We start from the raw sequence: 16481 nt of genomic DNA, 5'->3' as shown, positions 1-16481 counted from the left end.
GATCGCCCCCTAGAAACCCAGCGGCCCTTTGGCCAGCGACAGGCCCAGAACCAGATGGAAAATGACGTAGATGCCAACCGAGGTGCCCACGCCGACCAGAACGCTTTCGATTGGGCCGGACCCCAATCGCCAGGCCAGGTAGGCCGCGGCAAAGGCCGTTGCGATGACGAAGCCCAGCTCGGGCAGCAATTCGGCATACAGGATCATGACCACCACCGCGGCGGCGATCTCGACCAGACGGCCAAGGGCCGGCCATTCCGGCTCGGCGTCCGGGCGCAGGGCGATCACCGCGCTAGACACGCCCAGAATGGCGGCGATGATCAAAGGAAAGGCCTTGGGCCCAACGGCATCGGACAGAAAGCTTTCTTCGATCGCCAGCGCGGATATCGCGAAACCAATGGCAAGAAGAAGTCCGACAACCCCGAAGATGCGGTCACTCATCGGTGTCTCCTGTTGTTCGGGTAGAAAAAGTGCGGGCGCCACGCTGTCGCGGCACCCGCCTGCACGTGAGTGGTGCGGTTACTTGATGATCCCGATCTCTTTCGAGATGGTCTGGATCTGACCGACGGACTCGGCAACGAAGTTCTGGAAGTCCTCGCCCTGCAGGTCCAGCGGAGCCAGACCGTTGGCGGCCATCACTTCTTTCCACTCGTCCGACGCATACAGGTCACCGATTTTTGCGACCCAGTCGTTGTAGGCCTCGTCCGACATGCCGCCTGGAGCATAGAAGCCGCGCCAGTTGGCGCCGATGGCATCCACACCCTGTTCCTTGGCGGTCGGGAAGTCGGCGAATTCGCCGGGCAGACGCTCGGGCGCCAGAACCGCGATCACCTTGATGTCGCCGGAATCCACGAAACCCTTGGCTTCGGAAATGTCACCGGTGAAGGCCTGGACCGAGCCGGCCAGCAGCTGGGTCACCGCCTCGCCGCCGCCGTCAAAGGCGATGTACTTGACCGCGCGGACATCGTCGATGCCATAGGCGTTGGCCGCAATCAGCACCTTCAGGTGGTCCCAGCCACCCACGGCCGAGCCGCCCGCGACCGAAACCGAGGACGGGTCGGCTTTGATCTGGTCCAGCAGCTCGGGCAGGGTGTTGACCGGGCTGTCGGCAGCCACGGCGATCACGCCATAGTCGGCGCCGATCGCGGCCAGCCAGCGGACCTGATCCATAGTGTTGCCCGGATAGGCGCCCTGGGCCAGACGGGTTGCAGTTGCGGCACTTGCGGCGACAATCAGGTTGTTGTCGTCATTGCGCTTGTTCACCACCTCGGCAAAGGCCACGCCACCGCCGCCACCGGCCAGGTTCACGACCTGCATGGTCTGGTCGATCAGGTTCAGATCCTGCAGCGACTTGCCCACCTGACGGCAGGTAAAGTCCCAACCACCACCGGGGTTGGCCGGTGCAATGCATTCCTGAGCGCTGGCGGCAAAGCCGGTCAGGGCGAATACGGCAGCGGCTACGATGCCGCCGGTTCCAAACAGTTTCATTTGGTTCTCCTCCTAGGGTCTTCTTGGCCTGCTGATACGCAGACGAAACCGGTCCCTGCAGGGAGCCGGGCGCGCAGCCCTTCCTTGCAGGTTGATTTTCTTTAACGAATAATGCTGTCACGAACCTGTCATGTTGCGACGGGCGTTCGGGGGGACAATGCGCGTATTGATGATCGAAGATGCCGAGGATCTGGCCGAGGGCGTCGTGGCCCATCTGGGCCGGTCCGGTGTCGTATGCGATCTGGCGACCTCGGTCGAGGCCGCGCGCGATTTCCGCGCGGTCCAGGTCTATGACGCGATCCTGCTGGACATCAACCTGCCCGACGGGTCGGGCCTGGGCTTTCTGGACGAAATCCGTGGCGGGGGTGACCGCATTCCGGTCTTGATGCTTACCGCACTGACTGCGGTCGAGGACCGGGTCGCCGCGCTGGACAAAGGGGCCGACGACTACTTGGGCAAACCCTTCGATCAGCGCGAGCTCGAGGCGCGGTTGCGCGCGCTGGTGCGCCGAGATGCCGACCGTAAAAGCGAACAGATCACGCTGGGCCCGCTGGTCTATGCCCCCAAGGACCGCAGCGCCACGCTGGGCGGCAAACGCCTGAACCTGACCGCGCGCGAGGCCGCCGTTCTGGACGCCCTGATCCGGCACGAGGGGCAGTTCCTGTCCAAGGCGCGGCTGTACGACTCGCTTTACGGGTTCGAGGATGCCGATGTGGGCGTGAACGCGATCGAGCTGTATATCGCCCGGCTGCGCAAGAAATTCTCGGGCAGCGGTGTGACCATCACAACCCAGCGCGGGGTCGGGTACCGGATCGGCCTGCATGGTTAGGCCGCCCCTGCCCCACAGCCTGACCGCCCGGGTGCTGAGCGCGGTGATGCTGATCCTTGTTCTGGGCGGCGTGCTGGTCGGCCTGTCGATCTGGGCCAACGGCCGGTTGGCGGCCCGTCAGGCCTATGACCGGCTGCTGCTGGGCGCGGCCAGCGACATCGCCGAATCCGTGCGCATCCAGGACGGCCAGCCCATCGTCGATCTTCCGGTTTCGGCCTTTGAGCTGCTGGCCCAGGCCCCGGATGACCGGATCTATTACGCGGTGCGTGGGCCCGACGGGCGCTTTATCACCGGGCTGGACCCGGACACGGTGATCGCGCCCCCGCAGCCCTTCAGCCAGTCGGCCCAATATTTCGCGGCAGACCTGAACGGGGAACCGGCCCGGTTCGTACGACTACCCCGCCTGTTCGCCGAGCGCGACTTTTCCGGCGAAGTTGAAATCGTGGTCGGGCAGACCTTGCTTGCGCGGCGCGCGATGACCGCCGGGCTGATGCTGGATGCCCTGCTGCCGATGGCGGTTGCCGGCGCGTTGCTGCTGATCATGTCCTGGTTCGTCACCCGTTCAGCGCTGCGCCCGCTCGAGGCGATGTCGGACGACCTGATCCGCCGCGACCCCTATGACCTGACGCCCGTGGCCAGTGACGGGCTGCCGCGCGAATTGCAGGTCATGATCGCGGCGATGAACCGGTTCATGGGGCGGCTGGACCGGCAGGTTCTGTCGATGCGCAACCTGATCGCCGACACCGCGCATCAATTGCGCACCCCGGTCGCGGCGATCCGGGTGCAGGCCGAAATCGCGCAGGCGGATCCGGATGCCCCGGCTCGCCACCGCGCGCTGGACCGGCTGCTGAACCGCACGCGGTCGCTCGGGACGCTTCTGGATCAGCTTTTGTCGCGCGCGATGGTTATCCACCGCATCGACAGCGCCCCGCGCTTGCCGGTCGATCTGCGCGAAGTGGCGCTTGAGGCGCTGGAGCAGAGCGACCACGAGGTGATCGCCCCCGGTGTCGAGGTGCATCTGAAAATCGGGGAAGACCCGGTCTGGGTGCGAGGCGATGCATTCTCGCTGGGCGAGGCCACCAAGAACTTGCTGGGCAACGCGCTGCGCCACGGCAAGGCCCCGGTCAGCATCGGGGCCAGCCTGGACGGTGGCCGCGCCGTTCTGTGGGTGCGCGACAGCGGCCCGGGGCCGGAAACGTCGGTCTCTGCCCGGCTGGGCGACCGGTTCAACCGCAACGCAGGCTCGGGCGAGGACAGCAGCGGGCTGGGCCTGTCGATCGTCAAATCCACCGCCGAAGCCTTTGACGGCACCGTCGAGATGACCCGCACCGATGACGGGTTTTGCGTATCGCTCAGCTTTCCGGCCGCCACCGAAGGAACAGGCGCATGATACGGTTTCTGATCCCGCTGACCCTGTGCCTGCTGATGCCCGCTTCCCGCACTGCTGCGCAGGAGGCAGTGACCGAATTCGGCACCGGGCCTACCCCCCTGCTGGTGCGCTCGACCACGGATATCGGGATCATTCGCCCGGTGATGGAGCAGTTCGCCGCGCAAAACCCCGACCTGACCATCACCTATGAACAATGGGGCTCGAACGCGCTGTTCCAGCACAGCAAGACGGCCTGCAAGACCGGCGACAGCCCGGCGGATGCGGTCTTCTCCTCGGCGGTCCAGCAGATGGTTTGGTTGGTGAATGCCGCCTGCGCCCACCGCTACAGCTCGGCCCTGACGCAGGCCCTGCCCCCAGCCCGGCGCTGGCGGGACGAGCTGTGGGGAATCACCACCGAACCCGCCGTCATCGTCTACAACAAGGATCGTCTGGACGATCTGGAGGTGCCGCGCAGCCGCTTTGCCCTGCTGGACGCGATGCGCACCCGCCCCGACCTGCTGCGCGGCCGCGTGGCGACCTACGACATCGCGGCCTCGGGGCTGGGGTATCTGTTTGCCTATGGAGACAGTCTCGAGGCCACCACCTTCGGGTCACTGATCGAAGGTTTCGCGCGCATAGATGCCATCGCCACCTGTTGTTCCGCCGAGATCATTCGCGACGTTGCCGAGGGCCGGTTCCTGATCGCCTATAACGTGCTTGGCTCTTATGTCGCGAATGCCCAGGACCCCGCGGTTGGGGTGATCCTGCCCGAGGACTACACCCTCGTCCTGTCCCGCGCCTTTCTGATCCCGAAGAATGCAGGCAACAGTGCCGCCGCAGCCCGTTTGCTGGATTTCCTGCTCTCTGCCCGGGCGCAGGACTTGCTCGCAACCTCGGGGCTTGTGTCCCGAATGGACTCGGCCGAGACCGGACTGACGCCCAGCGCACGACGGTTCATCCCTTTGTCGCCGGCCCTTCTGGTGGCCAGCGACCCAAACCGCAGGGCAGAGTTGTTCAAACTGTGGAACGACGCGTTCGACGTCGAAACCGCCCGCTAGGCGGGTTTTGGTCCGGCGTCTTCGGTCTCAGGCTCTTCGGGTACCTGATCTGCCATGCTGGCGTCGACAATCTCAGGCTCGGGGATATCCTCGATCTCGGCGTCCTCGGCCATATCCGACCGGTCTTCCAGAGTCCCTACGATCAGAGGCAGCATGTGAACACCCGTCGCCGTGGCGATCTCGGGGGTTTTGGGGGTCTGCCAGCTGAGCGTGTCAAAGCTGTGACAGTTGGGGCAGACCGGCGCCCATTCAGCCTGGATGTCATGGCAGTTGTCGCAGACCCATTGCGGCCCGCGCGGCGCATTCAACGCTTTGGCCAGCCAGCCCTGAACCACCGCGTCCGAGGCCCCTTCGCCGCGCTCGATGGCAGCCATCAGGGTATAGGCTCGGGCATCGGCACCTTTCTCGACCACATCTCCAAGCGCCCGGCGGGCCTCGGGAAAGTCTTCGGCGACGATGTTCAGCTCGGCCAGGATCAGGCGGGTTTCCAGATGTTCGGGATGGATGCGCGTCAATGCCGTAAAACGCTTGACCCGCTCCTCGGCGGTTTCGTCGGGCACGATCTCGGCAAAGGCATGGGCCAGATCCGGATGCGGCTGCGCCTCCCATGCCTTTTTGAGAATCTTTGTCGCAGCGCGCGGCTTGCCCTTGGCGATGTAGGCCCGTGCGGCCATGGCGGCCGCCGGCACCAGGTCGGGTGAGAGGCGGTTTGCCTCGATCGCGCGCTCCTGCTGTTCGACACTGGCGGTTTCATCCAGAATTCCTTTGGCCTCGGACAGGGCCAGAACAGCGTCGCGCCGCTTGAACACATCACGCGGCAGCGCGCCGGACTTCAACTTGGCGGTCAGGGTCGACCTTGCGCCGGCCCAGTCCTGTGCCTTGGTCTGCAGTTTCAGAAGCACATCCTGCGTTTCCTGATGCCGCGGCTTCAGCGCCAGTGCCTTTTCGGCGAGTTTGCGCGCGGTTTCATCGTCGCCCTCGGCCAACTTCTGTTTCATGATTCCGCGCACGCCGACGAACCGCGTGGCCTGATCCGTCACCAGTTTCTTATAGGTTTCCGAGGCCTTCTTGGTGTCACCGACCATTTCGGCCGCTTGGGCCACCAGAAGGTTCGTCAGTTCCGGCTTGTTCAGCAGCCGTTCTGCCTTGTGCGCCATCGTCATGGCCGTCCGCCCCTCGCCCGAGGCCAGTGCCATCAACCCGTCAGCCAGTGCCTGATAGCCCCGTTTCTCGCGGCTGCGGTCGAAATAGCGCGAAAGGGCAGTTTCATCACCGTTGAGGAATTTCAAGGTCGCAATCAGCAGATTGAGCAGCTTGAAGAACAGCCAAACCGCCAGGACCAGCAGGCCCAGCGCAATCACCGACTGCAGCGGGCTGAGCGTGACCTCGGTTCCCATCGCGGTGATCTGGATGCCACCGCTGGTTTCCATCAGAACACCTGCCCCCATGGCCAGAAGGCCGACGATCGCGACAAAAACCAGGATCTTCAACAATGACCAGAGCATGGCAGGCCCCTCAGTTCGAGTTCACGCTTGTCACAAGCGCATTGGCGGCTTCGACCGCGGATTGGCGGGATTTGGCAGCCGCGATCCATTCGGCCATGGCTGGCTGCGCCGCTTCCGGAAGCGCGCCCAGCTCGGTCAAAGCCGTGCTGATGTCACCTTTGCCCAACGCGGCCTCCGCTCGTGACAGGATGGCGTCGGGATCATTGCCATCTTTTGGCGAGACGGACCGGGCACCGGTCTGTCGCTGAAGAAAGGCGACAAGGCCCGTTCCCTTGTCGGCTTCGCGCGCATCGGCCAGCGCAGTTCGGGCGGCAGGCGCAAAACTCTCGCGCAGATCCGTCAGTGTCGGCACACCTTCGCCAGCCGGAGCGGACAGGGCTTCTGGCACCTGCACGCCGCCGGTCTGCAACTGGGCCACCAGATCGGCATAGGGTGCGCCGGCATCCAATTGACCCTGAATCTTGGACAGCACGGCCAGGTTCTCTGCCGCCTGTGCCCGGGCCTGGGCCTGCGCATCCAGGGTTTGCGCTTCGGCGACCATCTTTTCGACTTCGGCACGCTGGGCGGCCAGTGTGTCCTGCAGCTTTTTCAGCTCGGCCTCGACGGCTGCAACGGTCTCGGGCGAGGCCGCATCGGTCAACGGACGCGCCTCAAGCTGTGCGACGCGTTGCGCCAAGGGGTCGAGCTTGCCGGACAGATCGTCGACATTGGATTTGAGCGCGGAAAGGTCGCTTTCGATCGGCGTCAGCTTGGCGCTCAGCGCCGCGATATCTGCGGACGGGTCGGGAACTTCAGACAATTGCTTGCTCAGGTCGGCGAGTCGCTGAGCCTGGTCGGACAGCTTGGTCTCAAGCGCCGCAATCGCCTCGGACGGATCGGACCCCGCCGGCCAAAGCAGATCGCTGCGTCCCGCGGCGAACCCCAGCGCCGCCGCGATGACGCCACCAATCAGCGCCGGCATGAACCCGCTTCGCTTGGCCTCAGATTGCTGATCGGTTGCTGTAGCCCGATCGGCTTCGGCTTCGGCTTCGGCTTCGGCTTCGGCTTCGGCTTCGGCTTCGGCTTCGGAAGGGCTTTGTTCAAGCCGATCTTCCGGGTCAAGTGTGTAGGCGTCAGTCTTGGCGTCGACCGCTTCGGACACCTCATCGACCTTGGGGTCGTCGGCCGGTTTCTGGTCTGTGTCTTTCTTGGCAGCCACCGTCACTTCCCCCTGTCGATTCCCATAAAACCTGACGCGCAGACGCGTCCAAGTTAATCCGCGCCCATCGCGCCCTCAAGCCGGATCGCGTATTTAACGAGTTTTTTCACGGCTTTCCGCATTTTCTTGGGCGTCGGGCGTTTGGCAATCCGCAAACAGGCAATCGCCAAGTTTTCAAGGGGCTTGGCGGTCGGGCCGCTCATCGCGGCGACCAAAAGCGGTGCCGGTCCGGGCCAAAGGTCGGCAAATTGTCGCGCGGTTCGCGGCGAGAACAAGGGCGCAATCACCGGGGCCGAACCAACCGCAGCCGCCCGGGCCTCGGGCGTCAAAGGCAGCAGCAGCTGGCGATAAACCGGCTGTTCCCGCACGGTCAGGCCCAGTTCGGTCAGCCGGGCCGCGATGTTTCCCCGGCTGTGTTCGCCGCGCAGATGCAGCAGCGGGCTGTCCGGGCGCTCTTTGAGCAGTTTGGCGACCAGTTCCTCGGCGGTTTCGCCGGCCATTCGGGCCTCCCACCCGGCCTGGCGGGCCATTTCGGTGGTGGCCGGCCCCACGCAATAGGCGGGTAGATCCCGGCGCACATCCTGCGCCGCGGCGGCCGCCACGCCATTGGCCGAGGTGAAGATCAGGCCCCGAATTCCAGTCGTGTCCACCGCCTGTTCCATCGGTCGGATATCCAGCAGCGGGGAATAGATCACCTGAACCCGCGACCGTATGCGTTCGGGCAGCTGCGCCACGAACCTTTCCGAGGCGGCGCGGGGGCGGGTCATCAACAGGTACACGGGCGGGCGATCGGGCCTTGAGGATTGTTTGCTGCGGCGCGGGGTGATACCCCGCGACCAGATCATGATGCAATGGTTCAGGCCGATGGTGCAAACACTTACCGTTCTGGGATTGGAAAGCAGCTGCGACGACACGGCGGCGGCCGTGGTGCGGCAGACCGAGGGCGAACCGGTGCAGGTTCTGTCTTCGGTCGTGCATGGCCAGACGGACCTGCACAGTGCCTTTGGCGGCGTAGTGCCCGAGATCGCGGCCCGCGCGCATGCCGAAAAGCTGGATGTCTGCGTGCAGCAGGCTTTGGAGCAGGCGGGCCTGACCCTGCAGGACATGGACGCTGTGGCCGTAACCGCCGGGCCAGGGCTGATCGGCGGGGTCATGTCCGGCGTGATGTGCGCCAAGGGGATCAGCGCGGCCACCGGTCTGCCGCTGATCGGCGTCAACCACCTGGCCGGCCATGCGCTGACCCCGCGCCTGACGGACGGGATCGCCTTTCCCTACCTGATGCTGCTGGTGTCCGGCGGGCACTGCCAATACCTGATCGCCCACGGCCCCGAGCGGTTCACCCGGCTGGGCGGCACCATCGACGACGCCCCCGGCGAGGCCTTCGACAAGACCGCGCGCCTGTTGGGCCTGCCCCAGCCCGGCGGCCCCTCGGTCGAGGCCGAGGCGCGCGATGGCGACCCCAAACGCTTTCGCTTCCCGCGGCCGCTGCTGGACCGGCCCGGATGCGATCTGTCCTTTTCCGGGCTCAAGACCGCCTTGATGCGGATGCGCGACCAGATCGTGGCCGACAAGGGCGGGCTGACGCGTCAGGACCGCGCCGATCTGTGCGCCGGGTTCCAGCAGGCGGTCGTGGATACGCTGGCCGAAAAAACCCGCCGCGCCATCGCCCTGTATCTTGAAACCAACCCTGCCGAGCCGGTGATTGCCGTGGCCGGGGGCGTTGCCGCCAACACCGCAATTCGGACGTCGTTAGAGTCTGTTTCGGCGGATGCCGGCGCGCGGTTTACCGCCCCGCCGCTACACCTTTGCACCGACAATGCGGCAATGATCGCCTATGCAGGGTTGGAACGGTTCCGGCTGGGCGCGCGCGACGGGCTGGACCTGACCGCCCGACCCCGCTGGCCGCTGGATCAAACCAGCCCGGCCATGCTGGGCGGTGGGCGCAAGGGGGCCAAGGCATGAGTGTCTCGGTCCTTGGGTCGGGCGCCTTCGGCACCGCGCTGGCGATCTCGCTGGCGGGCAAGGGTCCGGTCACCTTGTGGGCCCGGTCGGGCGAACAGGCGCAGACGATGCAGGCGACCCGCCGCAATGACACCCGCCTGCTGGGGGTCGCCCTGCCCGACGCCATCACCGTGACCGCCGAAATCACCCTGGCCTGTCAGAGCGACGTGTTGCTGCTGGCGGTGCCCATGCAAAAGCTGCGCGATGTCCTGTCGGACCATGCGGCAGACTTGCAGGGTCGCAACCTTGTGGCCTGTTGCAAGGGCATCGAGCTATCCACCGGCCTCGGTCCGATCGCCATGATCGAACAGGTGCTGCCCAGCGCCCGCACTGCCTTGCTGACCGGGCCCAGCTTTGCCGATGACATCGCCCGCGGGTTGCCCACGGCGCTGACCCTGGCCTGTGCCGACGCAGACCTGGGCACCCGGCTGCAACAGGCCCTGACCACCGCCAACCTGCGGCTCTACCGAACCACCGACGTGACCGGGGCCGAACTGGGCGGCGCACTGAAGAACGTGATGGCCATCGCCTGCGGAGCCTGCATCGGCGCGGGTCTGGGGGACAGCGCCCGCGCGGCCCTGATGACCCGCGGCTTTGCCGAGATGCAGCGCTTTGCCGCGATGCGCGGCGCCCGGCCCGAGACCCTGATGGGCCTGTCGGGTCTGGGCGATCTGGTCCTGACCTGCTCGTCCGACCTGTCGCGCAACTTCCGGTTCGGCCTGTCGCTGGGCCGCAACGAGACCTTTGACGCCGCGACCACCGTCGAAGGCGTGGCCACGGCAAATGCCATGGCCGCCATCGCCGCGACCGAGGCGCTGGACATGCCCATATGCCAGACGGTGGCGCAGCTCAGCCGTGGCGCCTACAGTGTTGCCGAGGCTTTGCAATCCCTGCTCAATCGCCCACTCAAGGAGGAATGACATGCTTATCGCCCTGATCGCCCGGGACAAGGACGGCGCCCTGCAGACCCGTCTGGACAACCGCGCCGCGCACCTGGCCTATATCGAAGAAACCGGCGTGGTCGCACAGGCCGGGCCGTTGCTGAACGGCGATGCCATGATCGGGTCGCTGGTCATCCTGGATGTCGAGGACCTGGCCGCCGCACAGGCCTGGGCCGACAACGACCCCTATGCCAAGGCCGGTCTGTTCAAATCGGTCGAACTGATCCCGTGGAAGAGGGTCATCGGCTGATGGCGTATTGGCTGTTCAAATCCGAACCCTCGACCTGGAGCTGGGACCAGCAGGTCGCCAAGGGCGACGCGGGCGAGGAATGGGACGGGGTGCGCAACTATCAGGCCCGCAATTTCATGCGGCAGATGAAGCTGGGCGACCGGGGGTTTTTCTATCATTCGCAGAAGGACAAGGCGATCGTCGGCATCGTCGAGGTCTGCGCCGAGGCCCATCCCGACACCACCACCGACGACGACCGGTGGGACTGCGTGGACATCAAGGCGGTGCGCCCCTTCGCCAAACCGGTCACGCTGGACCAGATCAAGGCCGATCCACGGCTGGCCGATATGGTGCTGGTCAAGAACTCGCGCCTGTCGGTGCAGCCCGTCTCGGATGCCGAATGGGCGGTGATCTGCGAACTGGGCCAGACCCGGGCGGATTGAGAAAAAAGGGAAGGCCCTGACGATGCAGAACCTTCCCTACCCCGCGTGCTCCCTACTCACCACACGCAAAGAAATCTCTGGTTCTGACCGTCCTGGTCACGGGTTGAACGTAGCCCAAGGCGGGCCGATTTTTCAAACGTGAAATCAATAGATTATGATTCAAATGCAAAACGCCCGCCGAACCAGTCAGGCGGGCGTTTCCGAATGTCGCGGCGGGATCAGCCGTAGACGGACTCTTTGCCGAAATGCTTGGTCAGCATGTAATAGACCACCGCGCGGTATTTGTTGCGCTCGGACATGCCATAGGTCTCCATGACCTTGTTGATCGCTGCCATCAGCTCGGGGCCATCCGACAGGCCCAGTTTCTTGATCAGGAAGTTGTTCTTGACCGTTTCCAGCTCACCTTCCTGGCTGGCGGCCACGGTTGCGGCATCCGCGTCATAGATGGCCGGGCCGCATCCAATGGTAACCTTGGTCAGCAGGTCCATGTCCGGCGTCATACCGCATTTGTTCTTCAGATCATCCGCGTATTTGGCGATCAACTCGTCACGTTTTCCCATTGTCCTCTCCTGTGTGGGTTGGGTTCCGGCCTTTGCGGCGCTGGCTGAACGGTAACGGCTGACAGCTTTTCAACAAAGGGAAAAATCCGACGGTTTCCCCCCAAGGCAGGGATACGCGCACCCGTGGGTTGATCATTGTTTCACATTTATTTAACATTTTAGTTAATCATTGAGTCGAGGAGACTGCCATGACCATCGCCCTACCGAACGAAAGCGCCGAGTACCGAACCGCCCGAAATGCCCTGTTGGCCGCCGAAGCCGATCTGCGTGCGCGGGTCGAGGAAGTGGCCGCGCTGCGCCGGACCTTGCCCAAGGGCGGCCAAATCCCGCAGGATTACTCCTTTCGGGACCTCGGGGGCAAAATTGCCCCGATTTCCAGCCTGTTCGGTGATCATGACACTCTGGTCGTGTATTCGCTGATGTTTGGCCCAAAGGCGAAGGACCCCTGCCCCATGTGCTCGGCCTTTCTGGACGGGCAGACCGGGCAGGTCGCACATCTGACCCGAAAAACCGCCTTTGCGGTCGTGGCGCAGAATACACCGGATGCTCTGGCTGCGCTGAGCCAGCGCATGGGCTGGCAGGATCTGCCGCTGTATTCCGCGTTGGATACGACGTACCAGCAAGACTATCTGGCCGAGACCGAGGACGGAAACCAGTTGCCGATTCTGAACGTGTTTCAACGCGATGCGCAGGGAATCCACCATTTCTGGAGCTCCGAGCTGTTCTTTCAGCCCAGCGACTGGCATCCACGCCATGTCGATGCTGCCTGGCCCCTATGGAACATTCTGGACCTGACGCCGCAGGGGCGCGGCGATTTCGTGCCGCCGCTCCGCTGAGCGCAACAAAAAAGGCGGCCCAAATGGCCGCCTTCTCCGCGTATTTCTGACGGATCAATACCGGTAATGCTCGGGCTTGAACGGGCCTTCGGGCGTAACGCCGATGTAATCCGCCTGTTCCTTGTCCAGCTTGGTCAGCTTGACGCCGATCCGGTCCAGATGCAGGCGTGCAACCTTCTCGTCCAGGTGCTTGGGCAGGATATAGACCTTGTTCTCGTACTGGTCGCCTTTGGTGAACAGTTCGATCTGGGCCAGAACCTGATTGGTGAACGAGGCCGACATCACGAAGGACGGGTGTCCGGTGGCATTGCCCAGGTTCAACAGACGGCCTTCGGACAGCAGGATGATGCGGTTGCCCGAGGGCATCTCGATCATGTCCACCTGGTCCTTGATGTTGGTCCATTTGTGGTTTTTCAGGCTGGCCACCTGAATCTCGTTGTCGAAATGGCCGATATTTCCGACGATGGCCATGTCCTTCATCTCGCGCATGTGCTCGATGCGGATCACGTCCTTGTTGCCGGTGGTGGTGATGAAGATGTCGGCGGTCGAAACCACGTCTTCCAGCAGAACCACCTCGAACCCGTCCATGGCGGCCTGCAGGGCGCAGATCGGGTCGACCTCGGTCACCTTCACGCGGGCGCCCGCGCCGCGCAGCGAGGCGGCCGAGCCCTTGCCCACGTCGCCATAACCGCAGACCACGGCAACCTTGCCGGCCATCATCGTGTCAGTGGCGCGGCGGATACCGTCGACCAGCGATTCCTTGCAGCCGTACTTGTTGTCGAACTTCGACTTGGTGACGCTGTCGTTCACGTTGATCGCCGGGAATGGCAGGTGGCCGTCCTTGACCAGCTGATACAGGCGGTTGACGCCGGTGGTGGTTTCCTCGGACACGCCCTTGATCTGATCGCGCACCTTGGTGAACCAGCCCGGGCTTGCGGCCATCCGCTTTTTGATCTGCGCCTTGATGACCTCTTCCTCTTCCGAGGACGGGACGGGGATGATGTCCTCGCCCGCTTCGGCGCGCGCGCCCAGCAGGATGTACAGCGTGGCGTCGCCGCCATCATCCAGGATCATGTTCGGGCCATCTTCGAACAGGAAAGACTTGTCGAGATAGTCCCAGTGCTCTTCCAGAGTCTGACCCTTGATGGCAAAGACCGGAATGCCCGCCTCGGCGATGGCCGCTGCCGCATGGTCCTGGGTCGAGAAGATGTTGCACGACGCCCAGCGCACATCCGCGCCCAGCGCGACCAGCGTTTCGATCAGCACGGCAGTCTGGATCGTCATGTGCAACGACCCGACGATGCGCGCCCCTTTCAGCGGCTTGTTGTCGCCGTATTCCGCACGCAGAGCCATAAGGCCCGGCATTTCGGTTTCCGCGATATCCAATTCCTTGCGGCCGAACCCGGCCAGTGAAATGTCTTTGACGATGTAGTCGCCAGCCATCAGATGCTCCATTCCGATCAACAACGGTTTGGGCAGCCCCTAACACCGTTGGGGAAAAGTGGCAATGTGGGTGGCAGTGGACCGCGAGCGGCGCTCAGTTCAACTGGGCGTCCCCTCGGCTTGAATCTTTGGGATCGCTTCAAAGAAATCGGTGCCGGCGGCGACAATGCAGCTGATGCCGTTGGCGTGGGTCACCAGAACGGTATAGGTCCCGCTTTCGCGTGAGGCCCATACCTCCATGACCGTTTGTCCGCCTCGCGAGTTCTGCAAGCCGCCAAAGGCAAGCTCCTCTGAATAGGATTGCTGCAGTTTGGCGATCACATCTCCGCGCAAGGCACAGTTCTGTGCCAATGCAGGCGGCGCTGCCGCAGCCATTCCAAAGACAAGTGCCAGTCCGAATACACGCTTGAACATGACAGGCTCCTTTCGGTTGGGTTTCAATCCGAGAGGGGCACACTGGGAGGAGCGCGTGCCCCCCTCAGTCTTCATGTCGTGATCACAAGGTGCCGGTTCAAAGCACGATTGCTCAAGAAATTGTTGGCAGCCAGTGATCAGGATGGCTTAAGCATAGCACAAAACCGGGTCTCGGGCACGGTGGGCAACATGGGGCATGGCAGAATGGCAACACAACCCAGGGCATGGCAACGGATGCTGTCGGGCCGCAGGCTGGACCTGCTGGACCCGACGCCGGTGGATATCGAGATCGAGGATATCGCCCATGGGCTGGCATTCGTGGCCCGCTGGAACGGCCAGACGGCGGGTGATTTCGCCTATTCCGTGGCCGAGCATTCCCTGCTGGTCGAAGAGCTGTTCGGCCGGATCGCCCCCAAGGCGCCGGTGAAATGGCGGCTGGCGGCGCTGCTGCACGATGCGCCGGAATATGTGATCGGCGACATGATCTCGCCGGTGAAGGCCGCGGTCGGCCCGGGCTACGGCGCGCTGGACGACCGGCTGGCGGCGGCGATCCACATCCGCTTTGGCCTGCCCGCGGCGGTGCCGAAAACGGTGAAACGTCAGATCAAGAAGGCCGACAAAATCAGCGCGTGGATGGAGGCCACCCAGATCGCGGGATTTTCCGAGGCCGAGGCGACCAAGTTCTTTGGCCGACCGGACGCGGCGGTGATGGAGGGGTTGCAGATCACACTCAGGCCACCGGTTGATGTGCGGCAGGCATATACGGCGCGCCATGCGGAGCTGCTGGCGGAGCTTTGAAACTCGAATGGCAACGGAATCTTGCTTGCCCCCAGCCGCATATTTGCCTTTGCGGCGCCCACGCAGTCCGTGTGTCTAAACTCCGAAGAACGGCCTCATTTACTCAATATCGTACCGCAGAGAAGACACTGCTTGAGCCAAAAAGAGCGGCTCCAGCGTTCGTCGGTTGACAGAAGAACGACACCGTCAGTCTAATGAGGCGAAACCGAGCCGAGTGATCGTCGTTGTATGAAACGCCTCAGAATTGGAACTTCGGATCTACCGCGCGCATTCCGGCTTCTGTGTTTATCCACGATGATGTTGCTGGGAGCGGCTTCATGCGGCCGCCCGCCGGAATTGGTAGGGATCGATAATCCAAGACTTCCTGCATCTGAGGTAAAAGAGGCCAAGCGCCAAACAGTCTTCATTGCCACGACGCGTCAAGCGTCCGGTGCAGAAGGGGTCTTCTTTTCCGGTGACCGCGGTGAGGGTTTGGGCTTGGCTTCAGTAGTCGTCACCATCCCGCCAATTCACAAAGCAGGGAAAATTGAAAGAGCCAGCTCTCTGCCACCTATTGCCTCAAAGCACTTCACCATAGTTGAACCAAAAGTCTATGTTTCGGAAGCCGCCTTTGTTTCTGAAATTGACAATCAGTTACTGAACCTCAGCGTTTCCGACAGAAACGTTCTGGTCTTTGTGCACGGCTACAACACGACCCTGAGCGATGCCATCCTTAGATTGGCACAGTTTGTCGAGGATACCGAGTATGACGGGATCCCCGTATTGATGTCATGGGCGTCTGCTGCAGAGACTCTGAAATACGTCTACGATATCAACAGCGCCCTCGCTGCCAGATCAGACTTTTTGAAAGCCGGTGAGATCATTTCGCGATCACAGGCTCAACAATTTGACATACTCGCGTTTTCGATGGGAGCGTTCCTTACGATGGAAGCCATCTCACAAGCCGAAATTGCTGGCGAGTTTAATCCCAACAAAAAAATTCGAAACATAATTCTGGCAGCACCCGATATCGATTTGGCGGTATTCGAAAGCCAGCTCTCAACTATCACCCACGACAATCAGAAAATCTTTGTTCTCGTATCCTCGGACGACGGAGCCTTGAGTTTTTCGAAGTTCATTTCTGGCGGAGTCGACCGTGTTGGCGCAGCCGATGCCGCCGAACTCGCAAGGTCAGGAGTCACCGTTATTGATCTCAGCCAAGTCCAGGACTCTCAAAGCACAAGTCACTCGAAATTTGCTTCGTCCCCTGAGGTTGTTCGAATTGCTGGTGAAGCAATCCGCACGAGCGGACGGACCGGCAGGCGTTCTACAACAGAACTTCAGGACCTTATTGGCGAAGGTTCAGTGGAAGTTGTAGGCGAACCTTAAT

General features: G+C 63.0%; 18 protein-coding genes. 10 read left to right on the top strand and 8 right to left on the bottom strand.

Annotated features, from left to right (window positions below; genetic code table 11):
- Positions 1-9 precede the first annotated feature (9 nt).
- Together ACR0NY_RS13415 and ACR0NY_RS13410 are read right to left on the bottom strand one after the other, a co-directional pair.
- Entirely contained in the window at positions 10-441 is a 432-nt protein-coding gene (locus tag ACR0NY_RS13415; protein ID WP_170340610.1) for a tripartite tricarboxylate transporter TctB family protein, read from the bottom strand.
- Positions 442-519: 78 nt separating this feature from the next.
- Positions 520-1488 (bottom strand): Bug family tripartite tricarboxylate transporter substrate binding protein, encoded by a 969-nt coding sequence (locus ACR0NY_RS13410; RefSeq protein ID WP_170340611.1) that lies wholly within the window; start codon positions 1486-1488, stop codon positions 520-522.
- Between the two features lie 157 nt (positions 1489-1645).
- Here ACR0NY_RS13410 and ACR0NY_RS13405 point away from each other — a divergent pair, with 157 nt between their 5' ends.
- The 3 genes from ACR0NY_RS13405 to ACR0NY_RS13395 are packed head-to-tail and all read left to right on the top strand — an operon-like array spanning position 1646 to position 4744.
- Entirely contained in the window at positions 1646-2317 is a 672-nt protein-coding gene (locus ACR0NY_RS13405) for a response regulator transcription factor (RefSeq protein ID WP_170368966.1), read from the top strand.
- Positions 2310-3707, top strand: coding sequence for a sensor histidine kinase (locus tag ACR0NY_RS13400; protein ID WP_170368967.1), 1398 nt, complete (start codon positions 2310-2312; stop codon positions 3705-3707). Before ACR0NY_RS13405 ends, ACR0NY_RS13400 begins: the two co-directional genes overlap by 8 nt.
- Entirely contained in the window at positions 3704-4744 is a 1041-nt protein-coding gene (locus ACR0NY_RS13395) for an ABC transporter substrate-binding protein (protein ID WP_170368968.1), read from the top strand. Before ACR0NY_RS13400 ends, ACR0NY_RS13395 begins: the two co-directional genes overlap by 4 nt.
- Here the strand turns inward: ACR0NY_RS13395 and ACR0NY_RS13390 are convergent.
- From ACR0NY_RS13390 to ACR0NY_RS13380, 3 genes are read right to left on the bottom strand one after another with little or no spacing between them, the layout of a single operon-like run.
- The gene (locus ACR0NY_RS13390; RefSeq protein WP_093963858.1) at positions 4741-6249 is read right to left on the bottom strand and encodes a heme biosynthesis protein HemY; all 1509 of its coding nucleotides are present in this window, start codon (positions 6247-6249) and stop codon (positions 4741-4743) included. The two genes, ACR0NY_RS13395 and ACR0NY_RS13390, sit on opposite strands and share 4 nt — an antisense overlap.
- 10 nt (positions 6250-6259) lie before the next feature.
- Positions 6260-7447, bottom strand: a complete 1188-nt coding sequence (locus ACR0NY_RS13385) for a COG4223 family protein (protein ID WP_170368969.1) — start codon at positions 7445-7447, stop codon at positions 6260-6262.
- Between the two features lie 53 nt (positions 7448-7500).
- A complete protein-coding gene (locus ACR0NY_RS13380; RefSeq protein ID WP_217354916.1) occupies positions 7501-8214 on the bottom strand; it encodes a uroporphyrinogen-III synthase in 714 nt (237 codons plus the stop codon).
- A gap of 97 nt (positions 8215-8311) precedes the next feature.
- Between ACR0NY_RS13380 and tsaD the strand changes: the two genes are divergently transcribed.
- The 4 genes from tsaD to ACR0NY_RS13360 are packed head-to-tail and all read left to right on the top strand — an operon-like array spanning position 8312 to position 11061.
- Positions 8312-9409, top strand: a complete 1098-nt coding sequence (gene tsaD / locus ACR0NY_RS13375; protein WP_170340625.1) for a tRNA (adenosine(37)-N6)-threonylcarbamoyltransferase complex transferase subunit TsaD — start codon at positions 8312-8314, stop codon at positions 9407-9409.
- Positions 9406-10368, top strand: coding sequence for an NAD(P)H-dependent glycerol-3-phosphate dehydrogenase (locus ACR0NY_RS13370; protein ID WP_170368971.1), 963 nt, complete (start codon positions 9406-9408; stop codon positions 10366-10368). The genes tsaD and ACR0NY_RS13370 overlap by 4 nt, the downstream gene beginning before the upstream one ends.
- 1 nt (position 10369) lies before the next feature.
- Entirely contained in the window at positions 10370-10639 is a 270-nt protein-coding gene (locus ACR0NY_RS13365; RefSeq protein WP_170368972.1) for a YciI family protein, read from the top strand.
- Positions 10639-11061, top strand: coding sequence for an EVE domain-containing protein (locus ACR0NY_RS13360; RefSeq protein WP_170368973.1), 423 nt, complete (start codon positions 10639-10641; stop codon positions 11059-11061). Before ACR0NY_RS13365 ends, ACR0NY_RS13360 begins: the two co-directional genes overlap by 1 nt.
- A gap of 218 nt (positions 11062-11279) precedes the next feature.
- On the opposite strand, the gene ACR0NY_RS13355 is transcribed toward ACR0NY_RS13360, so the two are convergent.
- A complete protein-coding gene (locus ACR0NY_RS13355; protein ID WP_170363933.1) occupies positions 11280-11621 on the bottom strand; it encodes a DUF2853 family protein in 342 nt (113 codons plus the stop codon).
- 188 nt (positions 11622-11809) lie between these two features.
- Between ACR0NY_RS13355 and ACR0NY_RS13350 the strand changes: the two genes are divergently transcribed.
- A complete protein-coding gene (locus ACR0NY_RS13350; protein ID WP_170368974.1) occupies positions 11810-12457 on the top strand; it encodes a DUF899 family protein in 648 nt (215 codons plus the stop codon).
- 54 nt (positions 12458-12511) lie between these two features.
- Here ACR0NY_RS13350 and ahcY read toward each other — a convergent pair whose 3' ends face one another.
- Together ahcY and ACR0NY_RS13340 are read right to left on the bottom strand one after the other, a co-directional pair.
- Positions 12512-13900, bottom strand: coding sequence for an adenosylhomocysteinase (ahcY, locus tag ACR0NY_RS13345; protein WP_170368975.1), 1389 nt, complete (start codon positions 13898-13900; stop codon positions 12512-12514).
- Positions 13901-13999: 99 nt separating this feature from the next.
- Positions 14000-14314 carry a hypothetical protein gene (locus ACR0NY_RS13340; protein ID WP_170361060.1) on the bottom strand — a complete coding sequence of 105 codons (315 nt, stop codon included), beginning with the start codon at positions 14312-14314 and terminating at the stop codon, positions 14000-14002.
- A gap of 204 nt (positions 14315-14518) precedes the next feature.
- Here ACR0NY_RS13340 and ACR0NY_RS13335 point away from each other — a divergent pair, with 204 nt between their 5' ends.
- Positions 14519-15112 (top strand): HD domain-containing protein, encoded by a 594-nt coding sequence (locus ACR0NY_RS13335; protein WP_170368976.1) that lies wholly within the window; start codon positions 14519-14521, stop codon positions 15110-15112.
- A 228-nt stretch (positions 15113-15340) separates the two neighbouring features.
- On the top strand, positions 15341-16480 hold the full coding sequence (locus ACR0NY_RS13330; protein WP_217354917.1) for an alpha/beta hydrolase: 1140 nt from the start codon (positions 15341-15343) through the stop codon (positions 16478-16480).
- Position 16481 lies beyond the last annotated feature (1 nt).

It is taken from the genome of Ruegeria sp. BJ5 (genome assembly GCF_056537865.1).
This window is presented reverse-complemented; position numbering and strand designations above follow the sequence as displayed.